Origin of the sequence: Microbulbifer sp. YPW1, assembly GCF_013367775.1 — a bacterium.
Classification (GTDB): domain Bacteria; phylum Pseudomonadota; class Gammaproteobacteria; order Pseudomonadales; family Cellvibrionaceae; genus Microbulbifer.
Genome location: NZ_CP055157.1, coordinates 4,061,336 through 4,086,608 on the forward strand (window position 1 = coordinate 4,061,336; position 25,273 = coordinate 4,086,608).

The 25,273-nt window shown below is 58.0% G+C and carries 24 protein-coding genes; 5 read left to right on the forward strand and 19 right to left on the reverse strand.

All coding sequences use genetic code 11. From position 1 onward, the window contains the following. The first annotated feature begins 7 nt into the window (after positions 1-7). Together cmoB and HUW35_RS16505 are read left to right on the forward strand one after the other, a co-directional pair. A complete protein-coding gene (gene cmoB, locus HUW35_RS16500) occupies positions 8-985 on the forward strand; it encodes a tRNA 5-methoxyuridine(34)/uridine 5-oxyacetic acid(34) synthase CmoB (RefSeq protein WP_181253303.1) in 978 nt (325 codons plus the stop codon). A 246-nt stretch (positions 986-1,231) separates the two neighbouring features. Next, positions 1,232-2,617 carry an L-serine ammonia-lyase gene (locus HUW35_RS16505; protein ID WP_181253304.1) on the forward strand — a complete coding sequence of 462 codons (1,386 nt, stop codon included), beginning with the start codon at positions 1,232-1,234 and terminating at the stop codon, positions 2,615-2,617. A 41-nt stretch (positions 2,618-2,658) separates the two neighbouring features. Here the strand turns inward: HUW35_RS16505 and HUW35_RS16510 are convergent, their stop codons facing one another. From HUW35_RS16510 to HUW35_RS16545, 8 genes are all read right to left on the reverse strand, one after another. Beyond that, positions 2,659-3,480: a class I SAM-dependent methyltransferase gene (locus HUW35_RS16510; RefSeq protein ID WP_255463353.1), complete on the reverse strand. Its 822-nt coding sequence runs from the start codon at positions 3,478-3,480 to the stop codon at positions 2,659-2,661. A 33-nt stretch (positions 3,481-3,513) separates the two neighbouring features. After that, positions 3,514-3,882: an STAS/SEC14 domain-containing protein gene (locus tag HUW35_RS16515; RefSeq protein WP_181253305.1), complete on the reverse strand. Its 369-nt coding sequence runs from the start codon at positions 3,880-3,882 to the stop codon at positions 3,514-3,516. 102 nt (positions 3,883-3,984) lie between these two features. Then, positions 3,985-4,428 carry a hypothetical protein gene (locus HUW35_RS16520; protein ID WP_181253306.1) on the reverse strand — a complete coding sequence of 148 codons (444 nt, stop codon included), beginning with the start codon at positions 4,426-4,428 and terminating at the stop codon, positions 3,985-3,987. Between the two features lie 334 nt (positions 4,429-4,762). Then, complete coding sequence (locus HUW35_RS16525; protein ID WP_181253307.1) at positions 4,763-5,230, reverse strand: hypothetical protein; 468 nt, start codon at positions 5,228-5,230, stop codon at positions 4,763-4,765. A gap of 152 nt (positions 5,231-5,382) precedes the next feature. Continuing rightward, positions 5,383-6,033 (reverse strand): OmpA family protein, encoded by a 651-nt coding sequence (locus HUW35_RS16530; protein ID WP_181253308.1) that lies wholly within the window; start codon positions 6,031-6,033, stop codon positions 5,383-5,385. Between the two features lie 672 nt (positions 6,034-6,705). Continuing rightward, entirely contained in the window at positions 6,706-6,933 is a 228-nt protein-coding gene (locus HUW35_RS16535) for a SlyX family protein (protein WP_181253309.1), read from the reverse strand. 28 nt (positions 6,934-6,961) lie between these two features. Next, the gene (locus HUW35_RS16540) at positions 6,962-8,107 is read right to left on the reverse strand and encodes a serine hydrolase domain-containing protein (protein WP_181253310.1); all 1,146 of its coding nucleotides are present in this window, start codon (positions 8,105-8,107) and stop codon (positions 6,962-6,964) included. Between the two features lie 169 nt (positions 8,108-8,276). Then, entirely contained in the window at positions 8,277-9,110 is an 834-nt protein-coding gene (locus HUW35_RS16545) for an ion transporter (RefSeq protein WP_181253311.1), read from the reverse strand. Between the two features lie 184 nt (positions 9,111-9,294). On the opposite strand from HUW35_RS16545, the gene yciH reads away from it, so the two are divergent. Beyond that, positions 9,295-9,618, forward strand: coding sequence for a stress response translation initiation inhibitor YciH (gene yciH, locus HUW35_RS16550; RefSeq protein WP_181253312.1), 324 nt, complete (start codon positions 9,295-9,297; stop codon positions 9,616-9,618). A 45-nt stretch (positions 9,619-9,663) separates the two neighbouring features. Here the strand turns inward: yciH and HUW35_RS16555 are convergent, their stop codons facing one another. Next, positions 9,664-12,336 carry a hypothetical protein gene (locus tag HUW35_RS16555; protein WP_181253313.1) on the reverse strand — a complete coding sequence of 891 codons (2,673 nt, stop codon included), beginning with the start codon at positions 12,334-12,336 and terminating at the stop codon, positions 9,664-9,666. A 184-nt stretch (positions 12,337-12,520) separates the two neighbouring features. Then, complete coding sequence (locus HUW35_RS16560) at positions 12,521-14,020, reverse strand: sodium:alanine symporter family protein (protein WP_181253314.1); 1,500 nt, start codon at positions 14,018-14,020, stop codon at positions 12,521-12,523. 192 nt (positions 14,021-14,212) lie between these two features. Between HUW35_RS16560 and HUW35_RS16565 the strand changes: the two genes are divergently transcribed. Further along, entirely contained in the window at positions 14,213-16,198 is a 1,986-nt protein-coding gene (locus HUW35_RS16565; RefSeq protein WP_181253315.1) for a S9 family peptidase, read from the forward strand. After that, positions 16,198-16,713, forward strand: a complete 516-nt coding sequence (greB, locus tag HUW35_RS16570) for a transcription elongation factor GreB (RefSeq protein WP_181253316.1) — start codon at positions 16,198-16,200, stop codon at positions 16,711-16,713. The genes HUW35_RS16565 and greB overlap by 1 nt, the downstream gene beginning before the upstream one ends. Before the next feature lie 8 nt (positions 16,714-16,721). On the opposite strand, the gene HUW35_RS16575 is transcribed toward greB, so the two are convergent. The 9 genes from HUW35_RS16575 to HUW35_RS16615 form a co-directional block, all read right to left on the reverse strand. After that, positions 16,722-17,312 carry an NTP transferase domain-containing protein gene (locus tag HUW35_RS16575; protein WP_181253317.1) on the reverse strand — a complete coding sequence of 197 codons (591 nt, stop codon included), beginning with the start codon at positions 17,310-17,312 and terminating at the stop codon, positions 16,722-16,724. Then, positions 17,305-18,345: an XdhC family protein gene (locus HUW35_RS16580; protein WP_181253318.1), complete on the reverse strand. Its 1,041-nt coding sequence runs from the start codon at positions 18,343-18,345 to the stop codon at positions 17,305-17,307. Before HUW35_RS16580 ends, HUW35_RS16575 begins: the two co-directional genes overlap by 8 nt. A 24-nt stretch (positions 18,346-18,369) precedes the next feature. After that, positions 18,370-20,424 carry a xanthine dehydrogenase family protein molybdopterin-binding subunit gene (locus HUW35_RS16585; protein WP_255463354.1) on the reverse strand — a complete coding sequence of 685 codons (2,055 nt, stop codon included), beginning with the start codon at positions 20,422-20,424 and terminating at the stop codon, positions 18,370-18,372. 211 nt (positions 20,425-20,635) lie between these two features. After that, positions 20,636-21,100, reverse strand: coding sequence for a (2Fe-2S)-binding protein (locus tag HUW35_RS16590; protein ID WP_219932729.1), 465 nt, complete (start codon positions 21,098-21,100; stop codon positions 20,636-20,638). Between the two features lie 215 nt (positions 21,101-21,315). Beyond that, positions 21,316-21,663: an AzlD domain-containing protein gene (locus tag HUW35_RS16595; protein WP_181253321.1), complete on the reverse strand. Its 348-nt coding sequence runs from the start codon at positions 21,661-21,663 to the stop codon at positions 21,316-21,318. Position 21,664: 1 nt separating this feature from the next. Next, entirely contained in the window at positions 21,665-22,402 is a 738-nt protein-coding gene (locus HUW35_RS16600) for an AzlC family ABC transporter permease (RefSeq protein ID WP_181253322.1), read from the reverse strand. Between the two features lie 124 nt (positions 22,403-22,526). Beyond that, the gene (locus tag HUW35_RS16605) at positions 22,527-23,684 is read right to left on the reverse strand and encodes an acyl-CoA dehydrogenase family protein (RefSeq protein WP_181253323.1); all 1,158 of its coding nucleotides are present in this window, start codon (positions 23,682-23,684) and stop codon (positions 22,527-22,529) included. A 68-nt stretch (positions 23,685-23,752) separates the two neighbouring features. After that, positions 23,753-24,685 (reverse strand): DMT family transporter, encoded by a 933-nt coding sequence (locus tag HUW35_RS16610; protein WP_181253324.1) that lies wholly within the window; start codon positions 24,683-24,685, stop codon positions 23,753-23,755. Between the two features lie 56 nt (positions 24,686-24,741). Then, a complete protein-coding gene (locus tag HUW35_RS16615; protein WP_078085813.1) occupies positions 24,742-25,245 on the reverse strand; it encodes an Lrp/AsnC ligand binding domain-containing protein in 504 nt (167 codons plus the stop codon). Between the last annotated feature and the right edge of the window lie 28 nt (positions 25,246-25,273).

Consider the following 25,273-nt stretch of genomic DNA (forward strand, 5'->3'; position numbering starts at 1 on the left):
AGTACCCATGATTGACTACACACCGCTCTATGCCGGGCTGCAGCATATCCCAGCCCTGCGCCCCTGGCTCACCTCCCTGCCCCAACAGATCGCCGACAACTTGAACCCGGCGCGCTGGGGCGACCTGCCCGACTGGCAGGCGGCACTGGAAGCACTCCCAGATATGCTGCCATCGACCACAGAGGTCGGCAGCGAAGTGCGTATCGGTACCGGTGCAGACGCAACGGCCGAACAGAAGGCCTTGCTCGAATCCCAGCTGCACAAGCTGCATCCATGGCGTAAAGGACCCTGGACGGTGTTTGATATTTTCATCGACACCGAGTGGCGCTCGGACTGGAAGTGGGACCGGGTGGCCCCCCACCTGGATGACCTAAATAACCGGCTGGTGCTCGATGTCGGCTGCGGCAGCGGCTATCACTGCTGGCGACAGTTCGGGGCCGGTGCGCGACGGGTAATCGGTATCGATCCCTCCGCCAAGTTTGTAGCGCAGTTTTACGCACTGAAAAAATACCTTGGCCTGGACAAGCCGGTGGATGTGCTTCCCGTTGGAATTGAAGCTCTCCCGGCCAATCTGCGCGCATTCGACACCACCCTGTCCATGGGGGTGCTGTACCACCGCCGCTCTCCCCTGGATCACCTGCGCGAACTGAAGGAAACGCTCCGCCCCGGCGGCCAGCTACTACTGGAAACCCTGGTTATCGACGGCGGGCTTGGCGAATGCCTGGTCCCTGAAGGTCGCTACGCCAAGATGCGCAATGTGTGGTTCTTCCCCAGCACTGCCACCCTGGAGAGCTGGTTGCGCAAAACCGGCTTTGTAGATGTGAAAACCGTGGACCTGGACCGAACCAGCCTTGAGGAACAGCGCAGTACCGACTGGATGCGGTTTGAATCCCTGGCGGACTTTCTCGACCCGTCGGATCCCAACAAGACCATCGAGGGGCATCCCGCACCACTGCGCGCCACAATCACCGCCATCGCCCCCTGACACCAGCATTCCCTGCGTCAGCCGGCAACAAACCAGTGATTTGTTGCACGGCCCGCAGGCTGCACCAAATAAAATCTCGATTTCCCGCCCCCGTATTGCACAGTCCAGGCCCTTCGGCGAACGTGTACGCCATCGTTTTGCCACGCACGTTTTGCAGGGCACAGCGGCCCCATAACTACACTTATATCTGACCCTGTCGGCGCGGTTTCCGCGCGGGCACTTCTGGCGAGAATTTTCAGGATCCCCATGAGCATCAGTGTTTTCGAACTGTTCAAAATTGGCGTTGGCCCCTCCAGTTCCCATACCGTCGGCCCTATGGTGGCTGCTCGCCAGTTCGTATGTGACCTGGAAGAACGCGGCGACCTGAGCAAGACCGAACGTGTCGAAGTCCACTTGTACGGCTCCCTGGCCCTCACCGGGGTGGGCCACGGAACCGACATGGCAGTACTGATGGGGCTTGAAGGCGAAGCCCCGGACACCATCGATGTGGACGGGATTGAGGGGCGGCTCGCGGGCATCGACAAGCACCAGCAGCTGATCCTGAACGGGCTGCGCGCCATTCATTTTGAACGGGACCGCGATCTCCTGTTCCACAAGGAAGAATTCCTGCCGCAGCACTCCAATGGCATGACCTGCAAGGCCTTTGCTGGAGAGGAAATGCTGTTTGAGCGCAGCTATTTTTCCATCGGCGGCGGCTTTGTCCTGTCGGACGAGGACTTTGAAAACCGGGAACAGATCGCCACCCTGCTGCCCTATGACTTCAGCTCCGCCGAAGAGTTAATGTCACTGTGCGAGCGACACGGCTGGACCATTGCGGAACTGGCCATGGAAAACGAAAAAGCCTTCCGCAGTGAGCAGGAAATCAAGGATGCCCTGTGGCATATCTGGGAAGTGATGGAAGCATCGATAGAGCGGGGATGTCACCAGAGTGGCGTTTTACCCGGGGGACTGGGTGTGCGCCGACGCGCCGAGGAGCACTACCGGGAGCTCTCCAAGCAAAGCGATGAAGAACGACGCCAGGGGTTATCGATCCTGGACTGGGTGAGCCTGTACGCACTGGCGGTGAATGAGGAAAATGCAGCGCGCGGCCGTATTGTTACCGCGCCCACCAATGGCGCCGCCGGGGTGATTCCGGCGACCATCGCCTACTACGTACACTTTGTGCACGACCCTCAAGAGCACGGCGACCTCAAGGATCAGGTTGTTGAATTCATGCTCACCGCTGGCGCCATCGGCATGCTGTTCAAAAAGAATGCGTCGATTTCCGCTGCGGAAGTAGGCTGCCAGGGAGAGATTGGCGTGGCCTGCTCCATGGCCTCCGCGGGGCTGGCCGCCGTTCAGGGCGGCAGCAACCAGCAGATCGAAAATGCCGCCGAGATCGGCATGGAGCACAACCTCGGGCTGACCTGCGACCCCATTGGCGGGTTGGTCCAGGTACCCTGCATCGAGCGCAATACCATGGGTGCAGTGAAAGCCATCAATGCCGCACGCCTCGCTCTGCGCGGCACAGGTGCGCATATCGTGCCACTGGACAGCGTGATCGAAACCATGCGCCAGACGGGCATCGATATGCAGAGTAAATACAAGGAAACGTCCCTTGGTGGACTGGCGGTAAATGCCGTTAACTGCTGACGTACAGCCTTGCTACCGCACAAGCCAGCCACTCGGAAAGGCTAACCCGGTACTCCGTGCCGGGTGTACACATCAAAGCGCCCGGACTTCCCCTCGAAGCGCAGATTCGGTTTTGCTTCCGCCAGATCTGGCGCCAGGCGCGGTCGCTTGACCACCGTGCGGTAAAAGCAGGCAGCGAGCGCTGGCGCCAGCAGAGCGTCGGCGTCTTCATCACTGCCTACCAGCTGGTGGAACGCGACCATTTCCTTTTTTACCTTTGCGCTTTTGTCACGACTGGGAAACATCGGGTCCAGGTAAATGACCGGTATCGATTCGGCGCCCTGCCCTGCCAGCCAGGCAGCGGCACTTTCCACACGCGGCTCCAGCCGCATCAGCCCGGCAATGGGGGCCAGCTCTCTGTCGGTTTGCGCCGCTTGCTGCAGGCGACGCAGGCCGTCTTCCAGCAGCGCATAAACCACCGGGTTCCGCTCCAGCATACGCACCTCACAACCCAGTGAAGCGAGCACAAAAGCGTCCCGCCCCAGACCCGCGGTAGCGTCCAGTACCTGCGGGTAAAAACCGCTGCGCACCCCGATCGCCTTGGCGATCTGCTGGCCCTTGCCACCGCCAAACTTCCGCCGGTGCGCAGCGGCACCGGTCACGAAATCCACGGCAACCGGCCCCGGTGCCTTGCGCCCGGTCGCACACAGTTGCAGCTGCTCCCCACACTTGAGAACAAAAGGCCGGTCTTCGATCCGCTTTTCCGGCAATTCACCGAGAAACGGCAGCTCAAACTGAGCCGCGAGGGCTTCGCCGCTCGCACAGAATTCCGACGTCGCGGCTGTCACAGCCAACTGCATGTTATCGGGCGTGGTGGGAGGCATGCTGGAGGGTATCCATCGCTAAAAGCGGGGAATTTAACCGGGATGGCTCAACCATTCCAGTGCTGCGGCTTCATCCTCGACGGGAAACGGACGTACTTCTGCCGCTACAAAGTGATTCAGCAGTTGCGGCATAAAGCCCAGCAATGTGCTGTCTGAAAGCACCGCTATACGATGCAGGTGACGGTGCTGGTTGCGGGTAAACACACAATGGGAAACCAGTGCGGCAAAGTTTTGCCAACCCCGGTAGTGACGGGCGTCAATCAATAGTCCCTGGAGATATCCGTGCTGGCAGATCACCGGATCCACCTGTGCTGCCAGTGCCCGAAACTCTGCCGGCCTCAGGTCCGCCACCGGGCGGATCTCCAGGATATCGTGGTCGTGATGCCAACAGTGCTCGATCATCGCCTGACACAAATTCGTAACTACTTTATCAATGGTAGAAAAGAAAAAGGCCGCGAACCAGTCGCGGCCTTGTCTTCAGGTGACGTCCAGCAATGAGAGGGATTACTGCTGGGGCTCCTCGTCCGTTTTTTCCTCGTCGCCACGAAGTTTATCCATGGCGTCCTCGGCGGCATCTTTTGTCGCTTCACCCGCGTCTTTCAATGCGTCACCGGCATCATCGGCGGCATCCTTGATCACATCACCAGCGTCTTCCGCCGCGTCCTTGACCGCCTCGCCGGTATCCCGGGCAGCGTCTTTGGTTTCATCCAGCAAACTGCTGTCTGAGCCTTGCGGATCGTCGGTGGTTGGCGCCACGTCATCACTCTCCTGAGGCATGGTCGGATCTGAGTCCATGTCCGGTGGGGTGGACGAATCTGGCATGGTGCTTTCGTTGGCGGGCTTCTCCATATTGTCGTAGGCATCACCGACGGAGTCGTCCGATTTCTGCGACATAAAGTACCCGATGATCAACAGCAGAATAATCAGTGGTAACAGTAATTTCTTCATATACCCAATGACCCCTGGTCGGTTGTAGAGAGTTCAGAACGAGTGGGCTCAACCGTTCGGTTGCACCGGAACCAGTCCGGCTGCGTATAGCCCTGCGGCTATTGGGCCCTATCGCTACTGGTTGACGCTGCTACAGGTTTCGCAAAAACCATCATCACGGAAGAAGGCGGCGCCAATACTGATAAGAATAATCTTCAACTGGCGCAATTCAAGGAACAATGTTCCGGTATTCAAGTATTTATTGTTCTATCTAGACCGAGGCATATTTGGAGGAAGTCTATATCGACTGGCGCCGGGGGCACGAAATGGACGATTAAAGGCAGTATCCGACTGGCTACCCCTGGTAATAGCGGTCCAGTTGCCCCAACAGGCCGGCTGCATCGGCACCAGCCACCGCGGCCTCGCAGCTGGCCAGCTGCAGGCGCCCCTGGGTATCCGCTTTGGCAAAGATCAAATAGTGTTCGCCACGCTCGAGTTTGCGGTCGCAGTCATCCAGGGTCAATCGAAACGCGACAACATTGGTGGGCGCCCCCTTCCAGATTTTTTCCGCAACACCGGAATATACATAACCGAGAATGGCCACCATACCCGGTTCAGAAAGCGCGTTATCGATCATGCGGTGGACCCCGGTGATTTTCACCTGCGCTACCAACTCCGAGGTTGCAATGCGGTCCTGGACCGCGGAATCCAGCGACTCCGATCCATCTTCGTATGTGCCACTTTCCGCATCGGACTGATGGGAACCGCTGGCGAGCGCCGCAGAGGAGGCCTCGGTATCTACGGGGTCAGCATGTAATGCCACTGTTGGCGAAAGCAGGCTCAGCAGTAGAGCAAATTGGAGTGCGAGTCTCGCCGAACCCCAACCCCGAGCTAGGAAGGACATACCCGGCATAACTTTCCCCTGTCATGAATTCCGCACAATAAAAAAGGGCGCCGAAGCGCCCTCTTATCTTGCTACTGAAGCGGAAGTAATTCCAGCTCCACACGACGGTTGGCCTGACGACCGGCGTCGGAATCATTGCTTGCGATCGGGTAACGCTCACCGTAGCCCACTGCCTGTATCCGGCCGGCGGCAACGCCACGGGTAGAAAAGAAGTTGGCAACAGATTCGGCGCGACGCTCACTCAGAGTCTGGTTGGTTACGTCGGAGCCAGTGCTATCGGTGTGGCCGCTTACGCGAATTGCAGTCTTATCAAACTCCTTCAGTACCAGCACCACGGAATCCAGGGTGTCGTAGAAATCGGAGCGGATTTCGAAGCGGCTGGTCGCGAAGGTAATGTTGCCCGGCATGATCAGGCGGATGTTGTCGCCCTCACGCTGAACGCGTACACCAGTGCCTTCCAGACGCTGACGCAGAGCCATTTCCTGGCGATCCATGTAGTAGCCGATACCACCGCCGATGGCCGCACCGCCCAGTGCGCCAGTGATGGCACCCTTCTTGCGATCGCTCTTGCTGGAGGTTGCCGCACCAATAATGGCGCCAGCGACAGCACCAGCACCTGCACCTTTAGCTGCATTACTGGTTTTACTTTCCTGGGTGTACGGGTCCAGGGTGGTACAACCAACCAGTGAGCCCAGGGCAAGAATTGCTACCCATTTTTTCATTTAAGCTTCTCCTAACGCTTTTATTGATAACGGGGAAATATCCGGCTATTGATCCCAGTATCACTCGCAGTAACTGACTGTAAGCTGAACCGGGTTCGCCATGGGCACGAAGACTATGCGCAAAGTCTCTACAGGTCTACTGCCTATTTCCCAAATTTGACGTGTTGTGCATTCTGGCCGTGGCAGCTACAACAGCACACACTTTTATTCACCCACTACGATGACGACTAACACACTCATGTGAAGTTCTCTGGGGTATTCACGCTGGTGATTTCGAGCTCTGGTGCCACGCACCCTGCACTATTGGTGTAATCCGGTGTAATTCACTCTTCCACAGGATCTGTGGATAACTTTGTGCATGGATCTCGAAAAGCTTACCCCAAGCCGCACAAACGCTTGCCCCCAGCAATTTGGGCACTTTTTGGCCCATCGCTTTTACCCCTTTAAAATCAGTACTTTACGGGATTTTTCGACCTTTCCGTACCAACTAAACGGGCCGTGTCGGATAAATTCACAGCCCCCCTCTCCATGTGGAAAAAAACTTGTCAAGGCTTGACGAGGGCTGAAAAAACGAAATTTCGGGGTTTTCCAGAAATTGAGGTAGAAAAACGCGCATCGTTGAAAAAGTGGGAAGCACAAATAATGAATCCGGCCGAAAAATACGCCAACGCCTTAATAGTGTGGTGGCTTTTCGTCTCCCGGATTGCCGCCCTTCTGCACCTCAAATGACAGATCCTGATATTTTTCTGTCATCTCTTTCATCCTCCCTACCAGGGCACGAATCTGCGCATCCTGGGCAGCGATCACATCATTAAGCTCGGCCAGGGTGTCTTCCTGAAAAGCGAGCCGGGTCTCAAGCTCGTCCACGCGCGCAGAGAGCTGTTCGTAATCTGTACTCATTGTTCACCTCTTGGGTACCTAAGCCCGCTTAAAGTAGGCTGTACAGGCAGTTCTTCAATCCAACCGCACGCTGATCCATAAACAGGCTCTGCCCCATGCGGGACGTGACATATCCAAATCCCAACTCTGCACGCGGGTCGGCAAAGCCGACGCTACCGCCGGCCCCCGGATGTCCGAAGCCGGCTTCGCTGCCAAAGTGCAGATCTTCAGCGCCTGCGGATTTCAGGAAACCGCAGCCAAAGGCGACCTCGGCCTGCAAGATGGCGTCCTGCCCGCGGCTCTGCTCCGCGGTTGCCTCACGCAGAAGGGGCTGCGGGAGCATGCGGGGATCCTCAGCGGCAAGGTCACCGTAGACGGTCGCCAGGTCTTTGGCACTGAAGTGGCCGTTGGCCGCGGGAATCAGCGCGCCGCGCCACTGCTCACCGTTGGTGCCCATCATCAGCGATACCGGGTTGGTAAACGCAGTGGCCACTGGCCCCTGGCGGTCTTCCTTGATGGAGCGGCCGATGGCGTTATCGCGCAATTCCGGTAGTGGCTTCTTGAGGGGGCCAACGTCGGCAATTTCGGCGGAACGGTGGCCGACGGCACCGAAGCCACCGTCCAGTTCCAGCGGATCCGCGATACCGGCACGGTAAAGCGACATCAGTGGCTGGCCGCTGGCTTTTTCAATCAGCCCCCCGACCGTCCACCCGTAAAGGAAGGGTGCATAGCCCTGCTGGCTGCCGGGTTCCCACCAGGGTTCCGTGGCGGCGACCTGCTCCAGTGCCGCGGGCCAATCGTAAATCAGGTCATCCTTCACCCGCTCGCGGAACGCGATCACCCCGGCGCGGTGACAGAGCAGCTGGCGCCCGGTGATCCCGGACTTGCCGGCAGCCGCGAACTCGGGCCAGTAATATGCAACCGGCAAATCCAGGTCCAGGTTACCCGCGGCAACCTGCTGCAGAGCGATCAGCGCGAGAATCCCCTTGGAAGAGGAAAACACGTTCGCGAGGGTATCTTCCTCAAACGCCCGTGTACCGGCGCGATCTGCACTTCCCGCCCACAGCGACGCAATCACCTCCCCCTGATGCACGGCACAGAAGGAGGCGCCGACATCGCCGTGATCGCGAAAATTGGTGGCGAAAGCATCGTATAGGGCTTCGAAGCCCGGAGCGCAGTATCCCTGTATATCCATTGGGGTCAGCTACCAGTATCTGTAGGAGTTGATGGCGGAGTGGCCTCTGGAAGGAGGCGGTGGGTTGAACGGGGCGCAAGGATAGCGGATAGCAGCGGGGCTGTTAAGGCAGCCCCGGGACTATCACCGGTCGCTCCGCTCCAGGGCGCAGAGAATTTGCGCGGGTCGGTCAATCTTCTGTAATTGGCTCAAAATCTTCCAGCTTGTATCCACAGTGCTTGCAGAACTCGGAATCGGCATCGTGCCCCGCCCGCCCGCAATTGTGGCATCGCGCCAGTTGCTTTTCCCGACCCAGCTCGTGCGCCAGTTCGGCAGTGACGATACCGGTTGGCACCGCGATAATTGAGTAACCGATCAACATGGTCATGGACGCAATCGCCTGCCCTAGCGTGGTCTGGGGGGTAATATCGCCGTAGCCCACGGTGGTGATGGTAACGATCGTCCAGTAGATACTTTTGGGGATGCTGGTGAACCCGTGCTTGGGCCCTTCCACAATAAACATAATGCTGCCGAAAATGATACACAGCACAAGCACACTGGAATAAAACACCAGTATCCGTCGACGCGCCTGCCACAGGGAGCGCACCAGCAGGTTGGCGTCACTCAGATAGCGCACCAGCTTCAGAACCCGGAAGATGCGCAGCACCCGCAACAGGCGGATCACCATCAGGTAAGTGGCGCCGGTAAATATCAGCGCCAGATAACTGGGGAGGATTGCCAGCAGGTCTACAACACCATAAAAGCTGAATACGTAGGCCCGACGGTCATTTGCACAGTAAATCCGGGTCAGGTACTCCACCGTAAACAGCGCGGTGAAAAACCACTCCAGGCGAAAGAAGATCTCCCCGTAGCGCACCCACCAGCTCTCCACCGACGCGAGCAGGACCAGCGCCACACTGAGCAGGATGGTCCAGATAAGCACCACATCAAAATACTTCCCGGCCGGCGTGTCGGTGCCGAATATCACTTCATTGAGCCGCTTGCGGACACCTGTCAGGGCCATTCAGTCTTTTCCTTGTGTCTTTGAATGGAGGAATTCCCGTCATTTTAGCCGACCGGGCCCGGGTTCCATCAACCTTGTTCTGCATAGTCTACGCAGGTGACTGCTCACGGAGCCTTTATCTGCCCAGCGCGCTTCGGCTATCCTTGCGCGGCAAGAAAGTAACCGATACCTGTAAAGCACGATTATGAGTGACAAAAACCGGCTTGTTTATTCCACCGACCGCGGCCGCATCAAGGAATCCGCACCGGCAGAAAAACGCCATCAGGGCGACGGCATCGTCCGTATCCAGAGAGAAACCAAGGGCCGTAAGGGTAAAGGCGTGACCTGTGTCAGGGGCGTAGAGGGCACTGACAGTGAGCTGAAACTGCTACTGGCCGAGCTGAAGAAGCGGTGTGGTTGCGGTGGCGCCCTGAAGGATGGCGTCATTGAAATACAGGGCGATAAACGGGATGAGATCAAGGCGGTTCTGGAGGCCAAGAGCTACAAGGTAAAGCTGGCCGGAGGCTGATTGCCCCCGGTCAGGAAGCCGGCTTCCCGTGTAAGGCGTCGCGGATTACAAGGTTCCGGCGAGCCGCAGGGGCTTCACCTTGCGGCGCGCCTCCTCTGCCAGGCACAGCTGCAACAGCCGCGCCAATGCCAGGTGATATCCCTCGCACACCACGGCACTGGCATTTTTACAGCGCAGCTCTATCGCCTGCAGCTCTCCCGCCAGGTCTCCTCCGCGGGACTCGGCCACACCGTTCGCATCACCAGCGCCACAGGCCGCGAGTTTCTCAAGCAGCGGTGCCGGCAGAAGCGCAGGCGCATCGCCAGCAATCCTGAGAACCTCACGGATCTGCTGTACCGCCAGCTGGGTGTATTTCTGCAGCAGCGACGCGGGAATCTCATTCCCGGGCAGGCATTCAATCAGCTCGCACACCAGATCACCGTAGCGGTCGAGACTGCTGAGCGGCTCGCGTATACGCTCAAAGTCCTGTAGCTGCGCCAGCGCAGCATCCGCATCACTGCGCTCCCCGCCGCTCAAACCAATCACCGTCCCCTGGACACGCTGAAAGAACATCTGATGTAACTGCTGACGCTGTTGCAGGCACTCCTGGATCCGCGCGCGATTGTCTTTGCGGGAAGCTTCTGCAGCGGAAGGAGTGGTTCCGCTCAGTTCGAAGCGGCGCGGATCCACGCGCACATTGGCCCGCACCAGTGCCGCGCCCAACTGGATCCGCGAACCACTCAGCTGCAGTTGCGCCAAGCGCTGTTCCTGCTCCTGAAGATCCACCAGGCGCGAGCGCAGCCAGTCGATGGTGTCTTGCAGCCCAAGTTCCGCCAGCTCCGCATTTTGCGGGCCCTGCATCGGCAGGAAGTCCCGCGGGATCACCCGGTTAAAGTACTCTGACAGCACCTGCTGCGCTTCCTCGGTTTCCTTGCTTGCCGTCAACAGCAGACTGTTTTCCACCGCGCGACAACTCTCCTCCGTTCCAATACGGCTTGCGCGCGCGCACAGCTCGTCGAAATCGGTAAACAGTTTCTGCACCGAAAAGTCGACTCGCTGTAACAGTGCCGACAGCTGCCGCGCCTCTGCCGCGGCGATTCGGTCGTGTCCGGCAGGCTCGGCCGGCAGCCAACAGTCGGTATCTTCAGCCATTGCCATATCGATACTTGTGCGAGTGGCCTCTTCCAGGTTGCGGTAAAGCCAGCGTATAGCACGTGGAATATCTGCCAGTCGCTTGCCGGTAACCTGCGCTTCACGGTTGATCTCACCGCATATCAGGTCGGCGTGCACCAGTTGATTCCATCGCTCGGCAAACTGCGCAAATTCTTCGCTGCCAATCATTTGCGCCGCGGCGAGATCCGCGCGGGCTTCCAGCCTGCGGGCAACCGCGCCACTGGTCACGCGGTGAACCCCCTGCAAGCGATCCAGCAGCGGCACCAGCGCCAATCCGCAAGCGGACAGCAGTTTATGCAAAGGTTTGAGCGCCGAGATACGCGGGGCAGTCGGCTCATCCTCGGCGCTGAGTAAGGTTACTTCCCGCTCCAGCGCGTCCTGCCAGGATTTCAGCCGCTGCGCCGTCGTCATTGAAAGATACACACAGGTGCGCATCAGCGCCCCCTGGTGATAGGACAGTGCACGTGCAACCAGCGCCACAACGTCACCGCCATTCAGTGTCGCCACCGCTCCGAGCCCCAGTCGCAGGGTGCGCGGCCCACCGGGCTTAAGGGTCACTTCAATTTCCGAACCGGCCGTCACCTCAAGCGGAGTACTTTTTGCCCCCGGCGCAGCAGCGAGGTTTTTCGGTCCCGGCTGCTTGCCGGCGATACTCAGTCCGGATCTTGCCTCCAGTACCTCAAGCAGCAGGAACAAACCGGGCGCTTCAGATTTGCGAATGCTGACCGCAGCAGTATGTTCGGACTCCGCCAGCGCCCGCCAGCGAGCGGTAAAAAACGGATACACCAGCAACGTGCCTACAAACCCCGTAAGCAGGAGCTTGATCAATACGCTGATAACGGTGCCCGCGCCGAAAGTGCCATCCATAACGGCGGCAGGTAGTGCCCACAGCGCCATTCCTATGGAATAGATACAAAAGAGCAACAAAGCGGTAAACAGGGCCGGTACCACTGCCGCGCTGACGAGGCCCGGGAGCAACGCCAGCCGCTGTGCCATGGAATCGAAACCGGCGCTTTCGCTGGTGAATAGCTCTTCCAGTTGCGCACGGGCCGCGGAGGCCTGACGCTCGCGAGGTGCCGGCGTATCGCTGGTTGATTGGGGTGGTTTTTGGGGGGGCTCAGGCCGAACTTCCGCTTGCGCAGCTGGCGCCACCTTTTTGCCGGAATTTTGAACAGGCGTTTGCGCGGTCTTTTGCGCAGATTGTTGCCGGGCTATCTCTTGAGTCGCCGGCTTCGCATCACCGGAGCGCCCGCCTTGAGCAGCGGACTCTTTGCGCGCCTTGCGCTTTTGCGCAAATTGCAGACGGGCCAGGATGGCGCGGTTGTCGAACTTGCCGGCGGGGTGAACTTCGATTTTCAAGCCGATCTGTTGTAGCTGGGTGCGATACTGGACCACCTGACCTGGAGAGAGTTGATCCTTGATCACCCACCCTTTCAGGAAAAGCTTGCGCGCCTGTTCGGCACTGACCGAGAAGGTGCTGGCCACCTCCTGCAATACTTCCGCAGGTGCTTTCGCACGCAGGGTTTTACCTGCAGATACAATCTGGAATTTTTGTTGGCCTGACATGAAATACTCACCGCGCGAGGTTGGCTGTTAACCCAGCGGTGAGCCTAAAAGATTCATCAGCGGCGGAGTGCGCACTGGTTCTCAGTGAATTCGGCAATATGGGACATATTTCCGGTTTACCAACCAGGATCACAGTCACTGGCGGAACAATGTCTCATTAGCCCGGGATAGAGGGCCGACGCCCCTACTCCATGTGCTCTCCCGGGGTATGTGGCCCACCCTGCCAAACATCCGGTTCTATCCCGGGGATATCGTGCTGTCGAGCATCAAACACCGGCTCAGTAATTCCGCGATTCCGCTGAGTTTCGTAGTCCGCGAACACCTTGATCGCCACCCCGGACAACAACAGAATCGCGAGCAGGTTGGCAGAAGCCATAAAGCCCATGGACATGTCCGCCATATTCCACAGCAACTGGAAGTTATCGGAACTCCCGCTCCAGGCCACCCAGGCGCCGAACAGGATAAAAACGATATACAGGAACCGGTAGCAGAATATGGATACCCGCGTATGCCAAAGATAGAAAATGTTGGTTTCGGCATAGTAGTAGTTGGCGATCACCGAGGTAAACGCAAAGAAAATCAGCGCGATCGCGATAAAGCTGCTCCCCCAGCTGCCCACCTCACTGGCCAGCGCCGCCTGGGTAAGCGTCACCCCCTCCATGGCGCCACTCAGTTCGACGTTACTCAGCAGAATAAGCGCCGCTGTGGCGGTGCAGATCAGCATGGTATCGAGAAATACCGAGGCCATCTGCACATACCCCTGCACTACCGGGTGTTTTACATCGGCAACCGCGCCCACGTTTGGCGACGAACCCATACCCGCCTCATTGGAAAAAAGACCCCGCTTGATACCGTTGGCCACCACCGCGCCAAACGCGCCCGCCCCCGCCTCCTGCATACCAAAGGCATTGGCAAAGATCAGGCTGAAGACCTCGGGTATGCGCGAGATATTGGTGGCAATCACAAACAACGCGATGGCAATGTAGGCCAGCGCCATGACCGGAACTACGATACCGGCGAAGCGACCGATCGATTTGATCCCGCCAAACACAATCAACCCCGCCAGAACGGCGATTAGCACGCCCACAACAAGCGGGTTGATCCCCCAGGCAGAGTGGATCGCCTCGGACATGGCATTGGCCTGCACAGCGTTGAAGAAAAAGCCAAAGCAAATAATCAGGAAGACAGAAAAGACAATGGACAGCCATTTCCAGCGCTTGCCCAGCCCCTTGTCGATGTAATACGCAGGGCCGCCGCGAAAGGTGCCCGCTACCTCGCCCTGCTCCTTGAAGACTTGTGCGAGGGTGTTCTCCACCAGACTGGTGGCCATCCCCACCATGGCCACCAGCCACATCCAGAAGATGGCTCCTGGCCCACCGGCGGTAATTGCTACCGCTACACCGGCGATATTGCCAGTGCCCACGCGGGCTGCCGCGCTGGTGGCGAAGGCCTGAAATGACGATACTGCGTCATCATGCTCCTTGTGGAAACTGTGCCCCATCACCCGCAGCATGTGGCCGAAACAGCGAAACTGCACAAACCCCATGCGCACCGTGAAATACAGGCCCGCAGGCAGTAGCGCCGCGATCAGGATGCCCAGCCACCAGTATCCGCCCAGGCCGCCCCAGGTGAGGCTGTTTCCCCAACCGATCAGAGATGCCAAGCCGTCCAATAACCCCTGCATACCGCTCTCCGCCATAGTAATCCATCCCCGGGTTTCTCCCAGGGGCGGCTGGCGCCGAATGACGCGACTACATTAAGACTAGCAGCCGATTAGAACCGTGTTGCGCGCAGTCGCGGCATTTGCCGCACTCGCGAGCCAGCGTACAATGCGTTCATTCACGCCAGCAGGATGTATTTCAAGGCGACAGGAGAGATGACGTTGACCCCACTGGATACCCCATCACATAACGCACCGGAACAGGCGCCATACGGCAGCTGGCGCTCTGCGATCAGCGCCGATTTACTCACCGCCGGCAACGTTCGCCTGAGCGAATCGCGCCTGTTTGAAAACCGCGCCTACTGGCTCGAATCCCGGCCAGCAGAAAAAGGCCGTTCCGTACTGGTGGAGTATGATCCGCAATCCGGGCGCCGCGATCTGTTGCCTGCGCCACTCAGTGTGCGCTCCAAGGCGCATGAATACGGCGGAGGCAGTTATACCGTTGCCGATGGCTGGGTCTATTTCGTCCTCGCGGCGGATCAACGAATCTACCGTATGCCATTAAATGGCGAGGTGCCCGAACCGCTTACCGCGGAAGGCAATATCCGCTATGCCGACCTGATCGTCGACCGGGCCCGTCAGCGACTGATCTGTGTACAGGAAGACGAGTCACAAAGCGACCGTGAGGCAATCGCCCGTATTATCGCTATCGACCTTCGAAGTTCTGATACCGCAGATGAAGCGGCCCCCTTCGAAATCATTGCCGAGGGTGCAGATTTCTACTCCAACCCGGCAATCAGCCCGGACGGCAAACAGCTCAGTTTTCTGCAGTGGCATCACCCGGACATGCCGTGGGACGCCACGGAGCTGATGCTTGCCGACCTCGATGCCAAAGGCCTATTTGGCGAGGCCCGCCGTGTCGCCGGGGATGGCAACGAATCCATTTTCCAGCCGCAGTGGTCCCCCGGCGGCGACCTCTATTACGTTTCCGACCGCAGCAACTGGTGGAACCTCTACCGCCTGGGTAGCGATGCCCCTATCTGGGAAAAACCGGCGGAATTCGCCACACCCCAGTGGGTGTTCGGCATGTCCACTTACGGTTTTGTTTCCGAGGAACAGATTTTCTGTACCTTCACCCAAAACGGGCTCTGGCAACTGGCCATCATCGATCTGAAAAACGGAACATCGGAACTGGTGCCGCACCCCGGGTGCGATTTCGAGAGTATCAGCTGCACACCGGGCAAAGCCCTGATGATCGCAGGCAGCGCAGACTCGCTACCGGAAATTACACTGTATTCCGTGGAAACCGGGCAGTTTCAATCCATTGCCCAAAGCGGCAACCTCGCCCTGCCGACATCCACCTTTGCACGTGCAGAACCGGTCAGCTTCCAAGTCGCGGACCGGGAAGTACACGGGTTTTACTACCCACCCACCAACCCCGGGTTCAACGCACCCGAGGGTGAGCTGCCGCCGCTGATCGTGTTCAGCCACGGTGGCCCCACTGGCGCCACTTCCGCCGCACTCAACCTCAAGATCCAATACTGGACCAGCCGCGGTATCGCCATTCTGGATGTCAATTACTCCGGCAGCACCGGCTACGGCCGCGACTACCGCGACCGACTGGCAGACAACTGGGGAATTATTGATGTAGAGGATGTGTGTGCCGGGGCTGAATACCTGGTAAAGAAAGGCCTTGCAGACCCACAGCGCCTGCTGATCAAGGGTGGCAGTGCCGGCGGCTACACTGTACTTGCGGCCCTCGCGTTCCACGATACCTTTTCTGCCGGTGCCAGCCACTACGGTATCGGCGACCTCACCACACTCGCGCGGGATACCCACAAGTTCGAGTCCCGCTACCTGGACAAACTGGTTGGCCCCTGGCCGGAAGCCGAATCCGTATACCGAGAGCGCTCGCCCATCGAGCACATCGAAAAGCTCAACTGCCCGGTAATCTTTTTCCAGGGTATGGAAGACAAGGTAGTGCCGCCGAACCAGGCCGAGGCTATGGTCGACGCACTGAAAGATCGCGGTCTGCCGGTGGCCTACATCACCTTCGCCGAAGAGGGACACGGATTCCGCAGCGCCGACAGCATCAAGATGGCTCTGGAAGGAGAGCTGGAATTTTACAGCCGAATCTTTGAATTCCCCCTGCCCTCACCCGGCCCCGGTATCGATATCCATAACCTCAAGGATACCCCCTGATGGGACGCTGGAGACCGCCGCGCCCGCGCGGCTCACGTTACATTACCCCGGAAGGCGCACAGCGTATGCGCGCGGAAGTGAAGTTCCTGTGGGAACAGGAACGCCCACGCGTTACCCAGGCGGTGAGTGATGCCGCCAAGCTCGGGGATCGCTCGGAAAATGCGGATTACATCTACGGCAAGAAACGCCTGCGGGAAATCGACAGCCGGGTACGCTTTCTGACCAAACGCCTTGAAGAGATTACGGTGGTGGACCGGATTCCAGACGACCGCGACAAGGTATTCTTCGGTGCCTGGGTGACGCTGGAAGACGAAAACGGCAAGGAAGTGAAATACCGTATCGTCGGCCCGGATGAGTTTAATGTGAAGGAAGGTTTGATTTCGATGGATTCGCCAGTCGCGCGCGCCCTGCTTGGAAAGCGGATCGACGATGAGGTGGAAATCCAACAGATGGAGCAGTGGGTTACCTATTACATCTGCGAGATCGAATACCCGGACACTGCACCGGAAAGTTAATTTCACCTTTACAACTGTGCACGCCAGTTTTCCAGCCCCTGTCGGGTGTCGATATCTATGGCAGCGCGTGGCATTGGGCATTCTATGATCGGCAGCTCGCCGCTATTTAGCAAAAGGCGAGCCCCCCTGTCTCCGTCAAGTTTTTGCAACAAAGACAAGTGCGGTGCCCCGAAAACTGCGGGTACCCCGCGTCGATCGGCATATACGCCACAGACAATACTCTGACCATCAAACTGCGAAAGCAGTGCCGCAATATCTTCTCGCTGGATCGCCACCTGATCTGCCAACAGTATCATTACACCATCAAATTTTGAGGCCAGCGCAGCGACCCCTACCGCAATGGAGTGGCCAAGTCCGCGCCGCCACGCATGATTGTGAATCAACTGCAGTCCGCGCAACTCGCCATCCAGTACTGCTTCCTCAATCTCGTTATGCCAGGCACCGGTTACCGCATACGTCTTCGCCACCATGCCATGGACCTGGTTGACGACCCCCTGCAACATCGGCGCGTCGTCAATCATTGCCAGATGCTTGCAGCCGCGAAACCGGGAAGACTCTCCGGCGGCCATAATCAACGCGGCAATGTTCATGTCATGCATGAGGAAGAATTCCGCTGATCGAGCGACCACTCCCCTGGTTCAGCACCGCCTGACACTCAGCGAGAATTGAAAGGGCGATGGTTTCCGGCAGATCGGCGGCAATCTCCAGCCCGGCGGGACCGGCAATTGTCGGAGATTGTCCGGTCAGGTCAATCCCGGCTTTGGTAACGATGCGATCGCGGCGACTACGGGGACCGAGAAGGGCAAGATAATGGAGCGCTGTGCCATGCAGCACTGACAATGCGCTGGCATCCAGCTCAATGTTATGGCTCATCAAGACTGCAGCGTTCACTTTCTGGCTAGGTACAAATTCCGCCAGCGAATCCACTGGACAGTTCAGCAATTCGTCCGCAAGGGGGAAATACTCACGCCGGGCATTGGCCGGGCGTGGATCCCATACGCTGATCCTCCACCCCAGCTGATGCCCCATCGCCGCCAGAGGTCTGGCGTCAATGCCGCCGCCAACGATCAACAAATGGGGCGGCGGTGTTATACCGGTACACAACCAAAGGCTCTCGCCCTCCTCTATCAACCGGGCGCGTACACGAAAGGATTCGACAGCCGACGAATCATTCTCCGTAAAATGTGTCTGGCTTTCATCGCCAACAACGTCGGCTTGGTTGTCAGGGATATATTGATAGTAGGAACCTGAGCGAAACTCCCGAAGTGCGGCATACACACGATCCAGTTCAAGATACTGGTTTGCAGCGTGCACGGGCTGCAACAGGATATGTACCGTACCGCCACAGCCAATTCCCAATTGAAAGGAAAGATCATCCTCGTCACTGCCGTCATAGGTCAGGGTGATCACTTGACCGCTGTGCATCACCCGGCGAGCCTGCTGATGTATATCGGATTCCAGGCACCCACCACTCAACATGCCGAGTTGATGGCCGTCCGCACTGAATAACATCATGGCTCCCGACTTGCGATAGCAGGGACCTTCGGTTCTGTATACGGTACCCAATACCCAGTCGGTTTTATCCCGCAGCGGATGCCACGTTCTGAGCAACGCAATCAGATGACTCGACATTTATTTATCTAAAACCCCTGATCATCACACCTTGATCGGCAGCGAGTAGTAGCGCTTACCGGTAGCCGCTGCCAGCGCGTTAGCTACTGCCGGAGCAATCGGCGGCACGCCCGGTTCACCGACACCCGTGGGGGGCTCGGTCGAAGGCACGATGTGAACTTCCACATCCGGCATCTGATTGATGCGCAGCACCTGATAGTTATGGAAATTGGACTCGACAACTTTTCCATCCTTGAAAGTAATTGCGCTGAACAGCGCCGGCGCCAGGCCAAAGCCAATGCCCCCTTCCATCTGTGCACGGATGACATCAGGGTTAATCGGAACGCCGCAGTCCACCGCGCACACCACCCGCTCAACCTTGAACTTGCCGTCTTCCGCTACGGACACCTCCGCGACCTGAGCCACATAAGAATTGAATGATTCGTGCACCGCGATGCCACGTCCCCAGCCCTTGGGCAATGCCTTCCCCCACCCGGCTTTATCCGCCGCGAGCTTCAGCACTCCCTGCCAGCGCGGGTGCCCATCAAGCAATTTCATCCGCAGGTCAACCGGGTCCTGCCCGGCCTTGGCGGCCAGCTCGTCAATAAACGTTTCCGTAGAATAAGCGGTATGCGTATGCCCTACGGAACGCCACCACAGCACCGGCACTTTTTCTTCGGTTGAGGTGACATCCACGCGGATATTGGAAATGGCGTAAGGCAAGGTGCTGGCGCCCTCAACAGACGAGTGATCAACACCATTCTTGATGCCCTGCCCAAATGGCGTTCCCGTCAGAATAGACTGACCGACGATATGCTGCTCCCAACCGACGATATTGCCCTCGGCATCCAAACCACCGCGTACCCGGTGTACATACGCCGGACGGAAGTAGCCGGCATGCATGTCATCTTCGCGGGACCACACCAACTTGATAGGTGTGCCCATTTTTGCCTTGGCAATATGCACCGCCTCAACCAGATAGTCCGAAGCCGGGTTGGCGCGACGGCCAAAACTGCCGCCGGCAAACAGCATGTTCAGCTTCACCTTCTCGACCGGAAGCCCCAGCAGCTTGCCGATATTCATCTGGTCGATCGACTGGAACTGTTCGCCATTCCAGATTTCACAGCCATCTTTATTGACTAGCGCAACGCAGTTCATTGGCTCCATGGCTGCATGCGCGAGGTAGGGAAACTCATAGGTAGCTTCAATCACGGTATCCGCGCTGGCGAGCGCATCACTTGCACTACCGTCATTGCGCACCACACTGCCCTTTTTTTTGGACTGCGCGCGGTACTCTTTCATGATCTGCTCGCTACTCCTGGACATTGCCTGGGATTGATCCCACTCAATGTCCAATTTGTCGCGTGCGACTTTTGCACTCCAGTAGTCCTGGGCAATCACGGCTATGCCGGTGGGAATCTCAATGACATCCACCACCCCGTCAGAAGCTTTGGCCGCTTTGGCATCGAAGCTTTTAACGAATGCGCCAAAACGCGGTGCGTGGGCTACCAGTGCGGTCAGCATGCCATCCAGCTGCACATCCTGCGTGAAAACTGCCGTCCCGTCTGTTTTTCCCAGGTCCTTTCTCGGCAACGATGTACCGATATGGGTGAATTCGGTGGGATCTTTGAGGGTTACCTTCTCGGCATCCGGTACCGGCTGAGTCGCCGCGAGCTCGGCCAGGTCGCCAAAACTGGCTTGCTTGCCGCTAGCATCATGGCGCACCACCCCCTTGCTTACGGAAATTTCCGCGGTAGGCACACTCCAGCTTTGTGCCGCCGCGGCAACCAGCATCGCTTTAGCCGTGGCCCCAGCCATACGCATCTGCTGAAAGGAATTGGCGATGGCGGAACTGCCACCTGTACCCTGCATGGGGCCCCAGTTGAGATTGTTGTAGCGTTTTCCATCGGCAGGTGCGCCGACAGAATCAATCTGATTCCAGTCTGCGTCCAGCTCCTCTGTAACCAGAGTGGCCAAGCCAGTATAGGTGCCCTGCCCCATTTCCACATGCTTGATAACCACCGCCACACGGTTGTCCGCGCCTATACGAACAAATGCGTTGGGAGCAAAGCTTTCCGCCGCGCCTTCGGCACCAGCCATCGCTCTTGATGCGTTTTTAGCTACAACTCCGGGACTATTGATAGCCAGGGTGAGGCCGGCCCCGACACCGCCGATTACTTTGAGAAAATTTCGTCGACTACTATTACTGCCCAATGGGTTATGACCCGTATCCTGAAATTGCTTTTCCAGATTCTTACGTGTATCGCTATCTATCCAGCGCATAATTTTCCCCTCCGGTTCGCCCTAACTTTTAGCCCAGTTTTTCAGATGCATCTTTGATAGCACCGCGAATGCGGTGATAGGTATTGCACCGACAGATATTGCCGGACATGGCGGAATCGATGTCCGCATCGGAGGGATTGGGATTTTTTTCAAGCAGTGCGATTGCAGACATGATCTGGCCAGATTGGCAGTAGCCGCACTGAACCACTTGCGATTCGTTCCACGCCTGCTGGACAACCTTGGCGATAGGCGAGCCAGCAGGAGAAGACACGCCTTCGATAGTAGTGATTTTTTTACCCGCAGTGGCCTGTACAGGCATCGAGCAGGAGCGGATAGGTTGGCCATCCATGTGTACCGTACAGGCACCGCACATGGCCATGCCGCAACCAAACTTGGTTCCAGTCATTTTGAGGTGGTCGCGAATTGCCCAGAGCAGAGGCGTATCCGGCGCAGCATCCAGCTCGTGATCGGCGCCATTGACATTCAGCGTGATAGGCACGGTATTGCTCTCCCTTTTCGATTTATTGGAAACCACGGCGCATAACAGCGGTATCGTGCCGAAATACTACGCCGCGACCAAAGGGAAAACCAGCTGGATACTTTTGAATTATTGCCTTTTTCTATTAAACGACGGCTAAATGAGAAGCGGCGGCACTTGCCGCTGCACTATTCGATTCACCGGTTCCGGCCACAGCTGCGAGCAGCCCGCTAGGCAACAACACGGGCCAGCAGAATGACGCCGCCGTATACAATCACGCCGACAAATACCGGCCAGCCCAGCGATTGAGTGCGCTTCCACACCAGATAAGTAATTAACGTACCGATCGCAGTGGCCGACCAGGCCTCCGCACTGCCTGATGACGGCACCAGTGACACACCAAACATCGCCGCGATCATTAGCGGCCCGAGCACCGTGAGCCAGGATGGCATGGCATCCAGAGAATCACTGGCCTGCTTGCGGACCAGATGGCGCTGCATCCACAGAAACGGCAGTGAGCGCATCATCAAGGTACCGATGGCTGTCGCCAGCAGCGCAATCCAGAGTTCACTGTCCATTTTACTGCCTCCCTCCCCGCTGCGCGCGGTCCCGAACCAGGGCGTTCAAACCGTAATACACCAGCGCACCACACACCGCGGCGATCGGGATTGCTGCGTTCTTCATTCCGTAAACTGCGAATAGCAGAGCGACGATCACCGTACTGCCTAGCGTGAGAGCCCAGAGTCTCGTGGCAAATCTCGGAGCCAATAGCACCAGAAACAGAGCCGGCAACGCGAACGGCATAATCTCCCCGAGCAGCGGCCAGCGCTGGGTAAGCTCTTTGCCGGCAACGGCGCCCAATGCCGTACCACCGATCCAACTGAACCAGGCGACAATCGACGCGCCGATATACCAGCCCATGCGCTCGCGCTCATGAAGCTGCGGTAGACGCACGAGCGCCAACGCAAAGATCTGATCCGTAAGACCGTGCATCAGCCACGGCCACCAGCGGCTTTTATTCAGCCAGGGGGCGATATTCGGCCCATATACGACATGGCGCGCGTTAATCAAAAGCGTCATTACCACCACAAACCACAACGGCGCACCGGCGGCGACCATCGCCACAAACAGAAACTGCGATGCTCCGGCGTACACCAGCGTTGAAATGAGCACCGTTTCCCAGCCGCTGAAGCCGGACTGAATCGCGATGAGGCCAAAAGAAATCGCAACCGGAATATATCCACCCAGCAACGGAATGGCCTCGCGAGCGCCCAGCAGCCACGAACTATTTTCGGCGGGGGCAATCTGTGAACTCAAGAAACTGATCCTTTACGCGTTGGGGTGACTAAAGAGAGTCCGTATAAAACATAAAGCCCCAGAAGCCACTTCTGGTGACGACTGAGGCTTTGTCCCGATCCAGAATGCGGTCGGCGTGTCCGAATCAGCGAACGCCATCCAGCAGATGCCGCGCGATAATCAGTCGCTGAATTTCGCTGGTGCCTTCATAGATCGTGGTGATGCGTACGTCCCGCGCCATGCGCTCCAGCGGAAACTCGCGGGTATAGCCCACGCCGCCGTGCATCTGCAGTGCTACGTAACAGGCTTCGTTGGCCTTTTCCGCGGCATAGAGCTTGGCCATGGATGCCGCCGGCCCGAAGTGCTCGCCCGCTTCTTTCTGCCAGGCCGCCTGCATCAGTAACAGGCGCGCGGCTTCCAGCTCGGTGTACTTGTCCGCGAGCTGCCATTGCAGTCCCTGGAACTGGGCCAGGGGTTTGCCGAACTGCTCGCGCTCCTGCAGATAGGCGCGGGCGCAGTCCAGCGCTTCCAGCCCGATCCCCAACGCCAGGGAACCGATGCCGATACGGCCACCGGCCAGCTCACCGGCAGCAATGCGGAAGCCGCGATTTTCCTCGCCCAGCATATTGGCTGCAGGGATGCGGCAATCCTCGAAAGATACCTCATTGGTGACAGAGGCCTTCTGCCCCATCTTCTCTTCCGCCTTGCCGACCACCAGGCCGGGGGTACCGGCTTCGACCAGGAAACACGAGATGCCCTTGCCTTTTGTCGCGCTGCTGTCGGTCACCGCCCACACTACGAAAATACCAGCGAATTCTGCGCTGCTGATAAACAGCTTGCTGCCATTCAGAACAAAGTCGTCGCCATCTTTGACCGCGCGGGTGCGCATGGCGGCGGCATCCGATCCGGAACCGGACTCAGTCAGGCAGAAAGAGCCCGCCGGGTATTCACCACTACAGATTTTGGGCAGGTAGCGGGACTTCTGCTCGTCGGTCCCTTTTGCCTGAATAACTTCCGCCACCATATTAGTGACCGACGTGGTAGTTGCTGTGGATGCACAACCGCGGGCGAGCTCGGTGATGGCCAGGCTGAATGCAACGGTACCGGCCCCGGTACCGCCGAATTCGGGGTCGATATTGATTCCCATAAAGCCGAGCTCGGCCAGCTGCTTCAGCTTTTCCAGAAACAGCGCCCGGTTCCCGGTTTTGTCCAGCTCTGCGGCAACCGGCTTCAGCTCACTTTCAGCGAACTGGCGCGCGGCGTCCTGGATCATTTGCTGCTCTTCACTCAGGGCAAAATTCATGGTGCTCTCACCTCTTTTCTCGCAGGTAATTCTCGCCCACTACTCTGGTGTGCGATTCGTTATTGGTTTTATCGTGATCGTTTCAACAGCAGCCGTTTCAAAGCGCCCTGCTGTATCGCCACGCCCAGCAGGATCAGTGCGAGGCCGGCAATGGTGGCAAGCTGGATCTTTTCACCCACCAACAGTGCAATCAACAGCAGCGACAGCGGAGGCGAAAGGTAAATAAAATTGCTGATCCGGGCGGTATTGTCACAGGTCATCATGGCCGCTTGCCATAGCAGGAATGCGACACCCATTTCGAACAACCCGACATAGATGGCCCCGAGCCAGCCCGCCAATGGTGGCCACTGCCAGCTCTCTCCCCAGCCCTGCCAAAGCAGCGTAGCGGCGAGCCACGGCAGACCGCAACAACAGGTGAGGAACAGGTTCACCGCCGCATTGCCACCGATACGGGTATTCAGCAGCCAGTAACAGGACCAGATCAGGGTGCTGAGCAATGCCAGCGCCACACCCCAGGGCTGGTCGAACTGCAGATCGAGCAAATTGCCGCTGGTGGCGATAACCAGTACGCCGGTGTAACACACAAGTCCGGCGAGGAGGTCCTGACGGCGCAGCTTTTGCTTGAGGAGTGGTACTGACAATAGCGCCAGCAGAACGCCCCAAGTGTAATTCAGCGGCTGGGCCTGTTGCGCGGGCAGCAGCTCATAGGCGTTAAACAGCGTCAGGTAATAAAGGTATGGATTGCAAAAACCGAGCGCGACATACCAGCGGTAGTTTGCCTTCCAGCTGCGACCAATTTCAGCGGTGCGCCCCTGCCAGAGAATGGCACCAAGCATAAACACGGCAGAAACGACCGAAGCGATACTGACTAACTGTAACGGCGTCAGATACTGGAGTGAAAGCTTGAAGGCGCTCGCCACGGTAGACCAGCACAGGACAGCGGCCAGCGCCAGCAGCGTGGCGCGGCGATTGGCCGCGCTGGTGGCGGGCAAGGATGTCACTCGATCCACTAGACTCGATCCGGGTACAACATTGGTTTCTCAGGCCTTGTGCCGGGCTATCGCTTACCGGACTTGGGTTCAGGATCCGGCACAGCGACAGACGTATCGGTCTTCACTTCCTGCATGACAACGTAGGTATGGGTTTCGCGCACCCCAGGTACCGATGCCAGCTTTTCGCCAAGGAATCGACGGTAGCCGAGCATATCCTTAATACGGATTTTCACCAGGTAATCGAAACCACCGGCAACCATATGACATTCCTGAACCTCTTCGAGACCGGAAACATGCTTGTTGAACGCCTCAAGCGTCTCAGTGGCGGTATCCGACAGGGATACCTGGATATACACAACAAGGCCCGCATCCACTTTCAGCGGATCCAGCAGCGCAACGTATTCCTGAATAAACCCCTCGCGCTCAAGGCGCTTCACACGCTCGAGACAGGGCGTGGGGCTCAGGTTAACCCTACGGGCCAGCTCAACGTTGGGCAGGCGGCCAGCGCGCTGCAGAATGCGCAGAATCTGGCGATCAATGCGGTCCAGATCTTCCAATTTCCGAGACATAACAAAATACCCTACTGGTGATTAACCG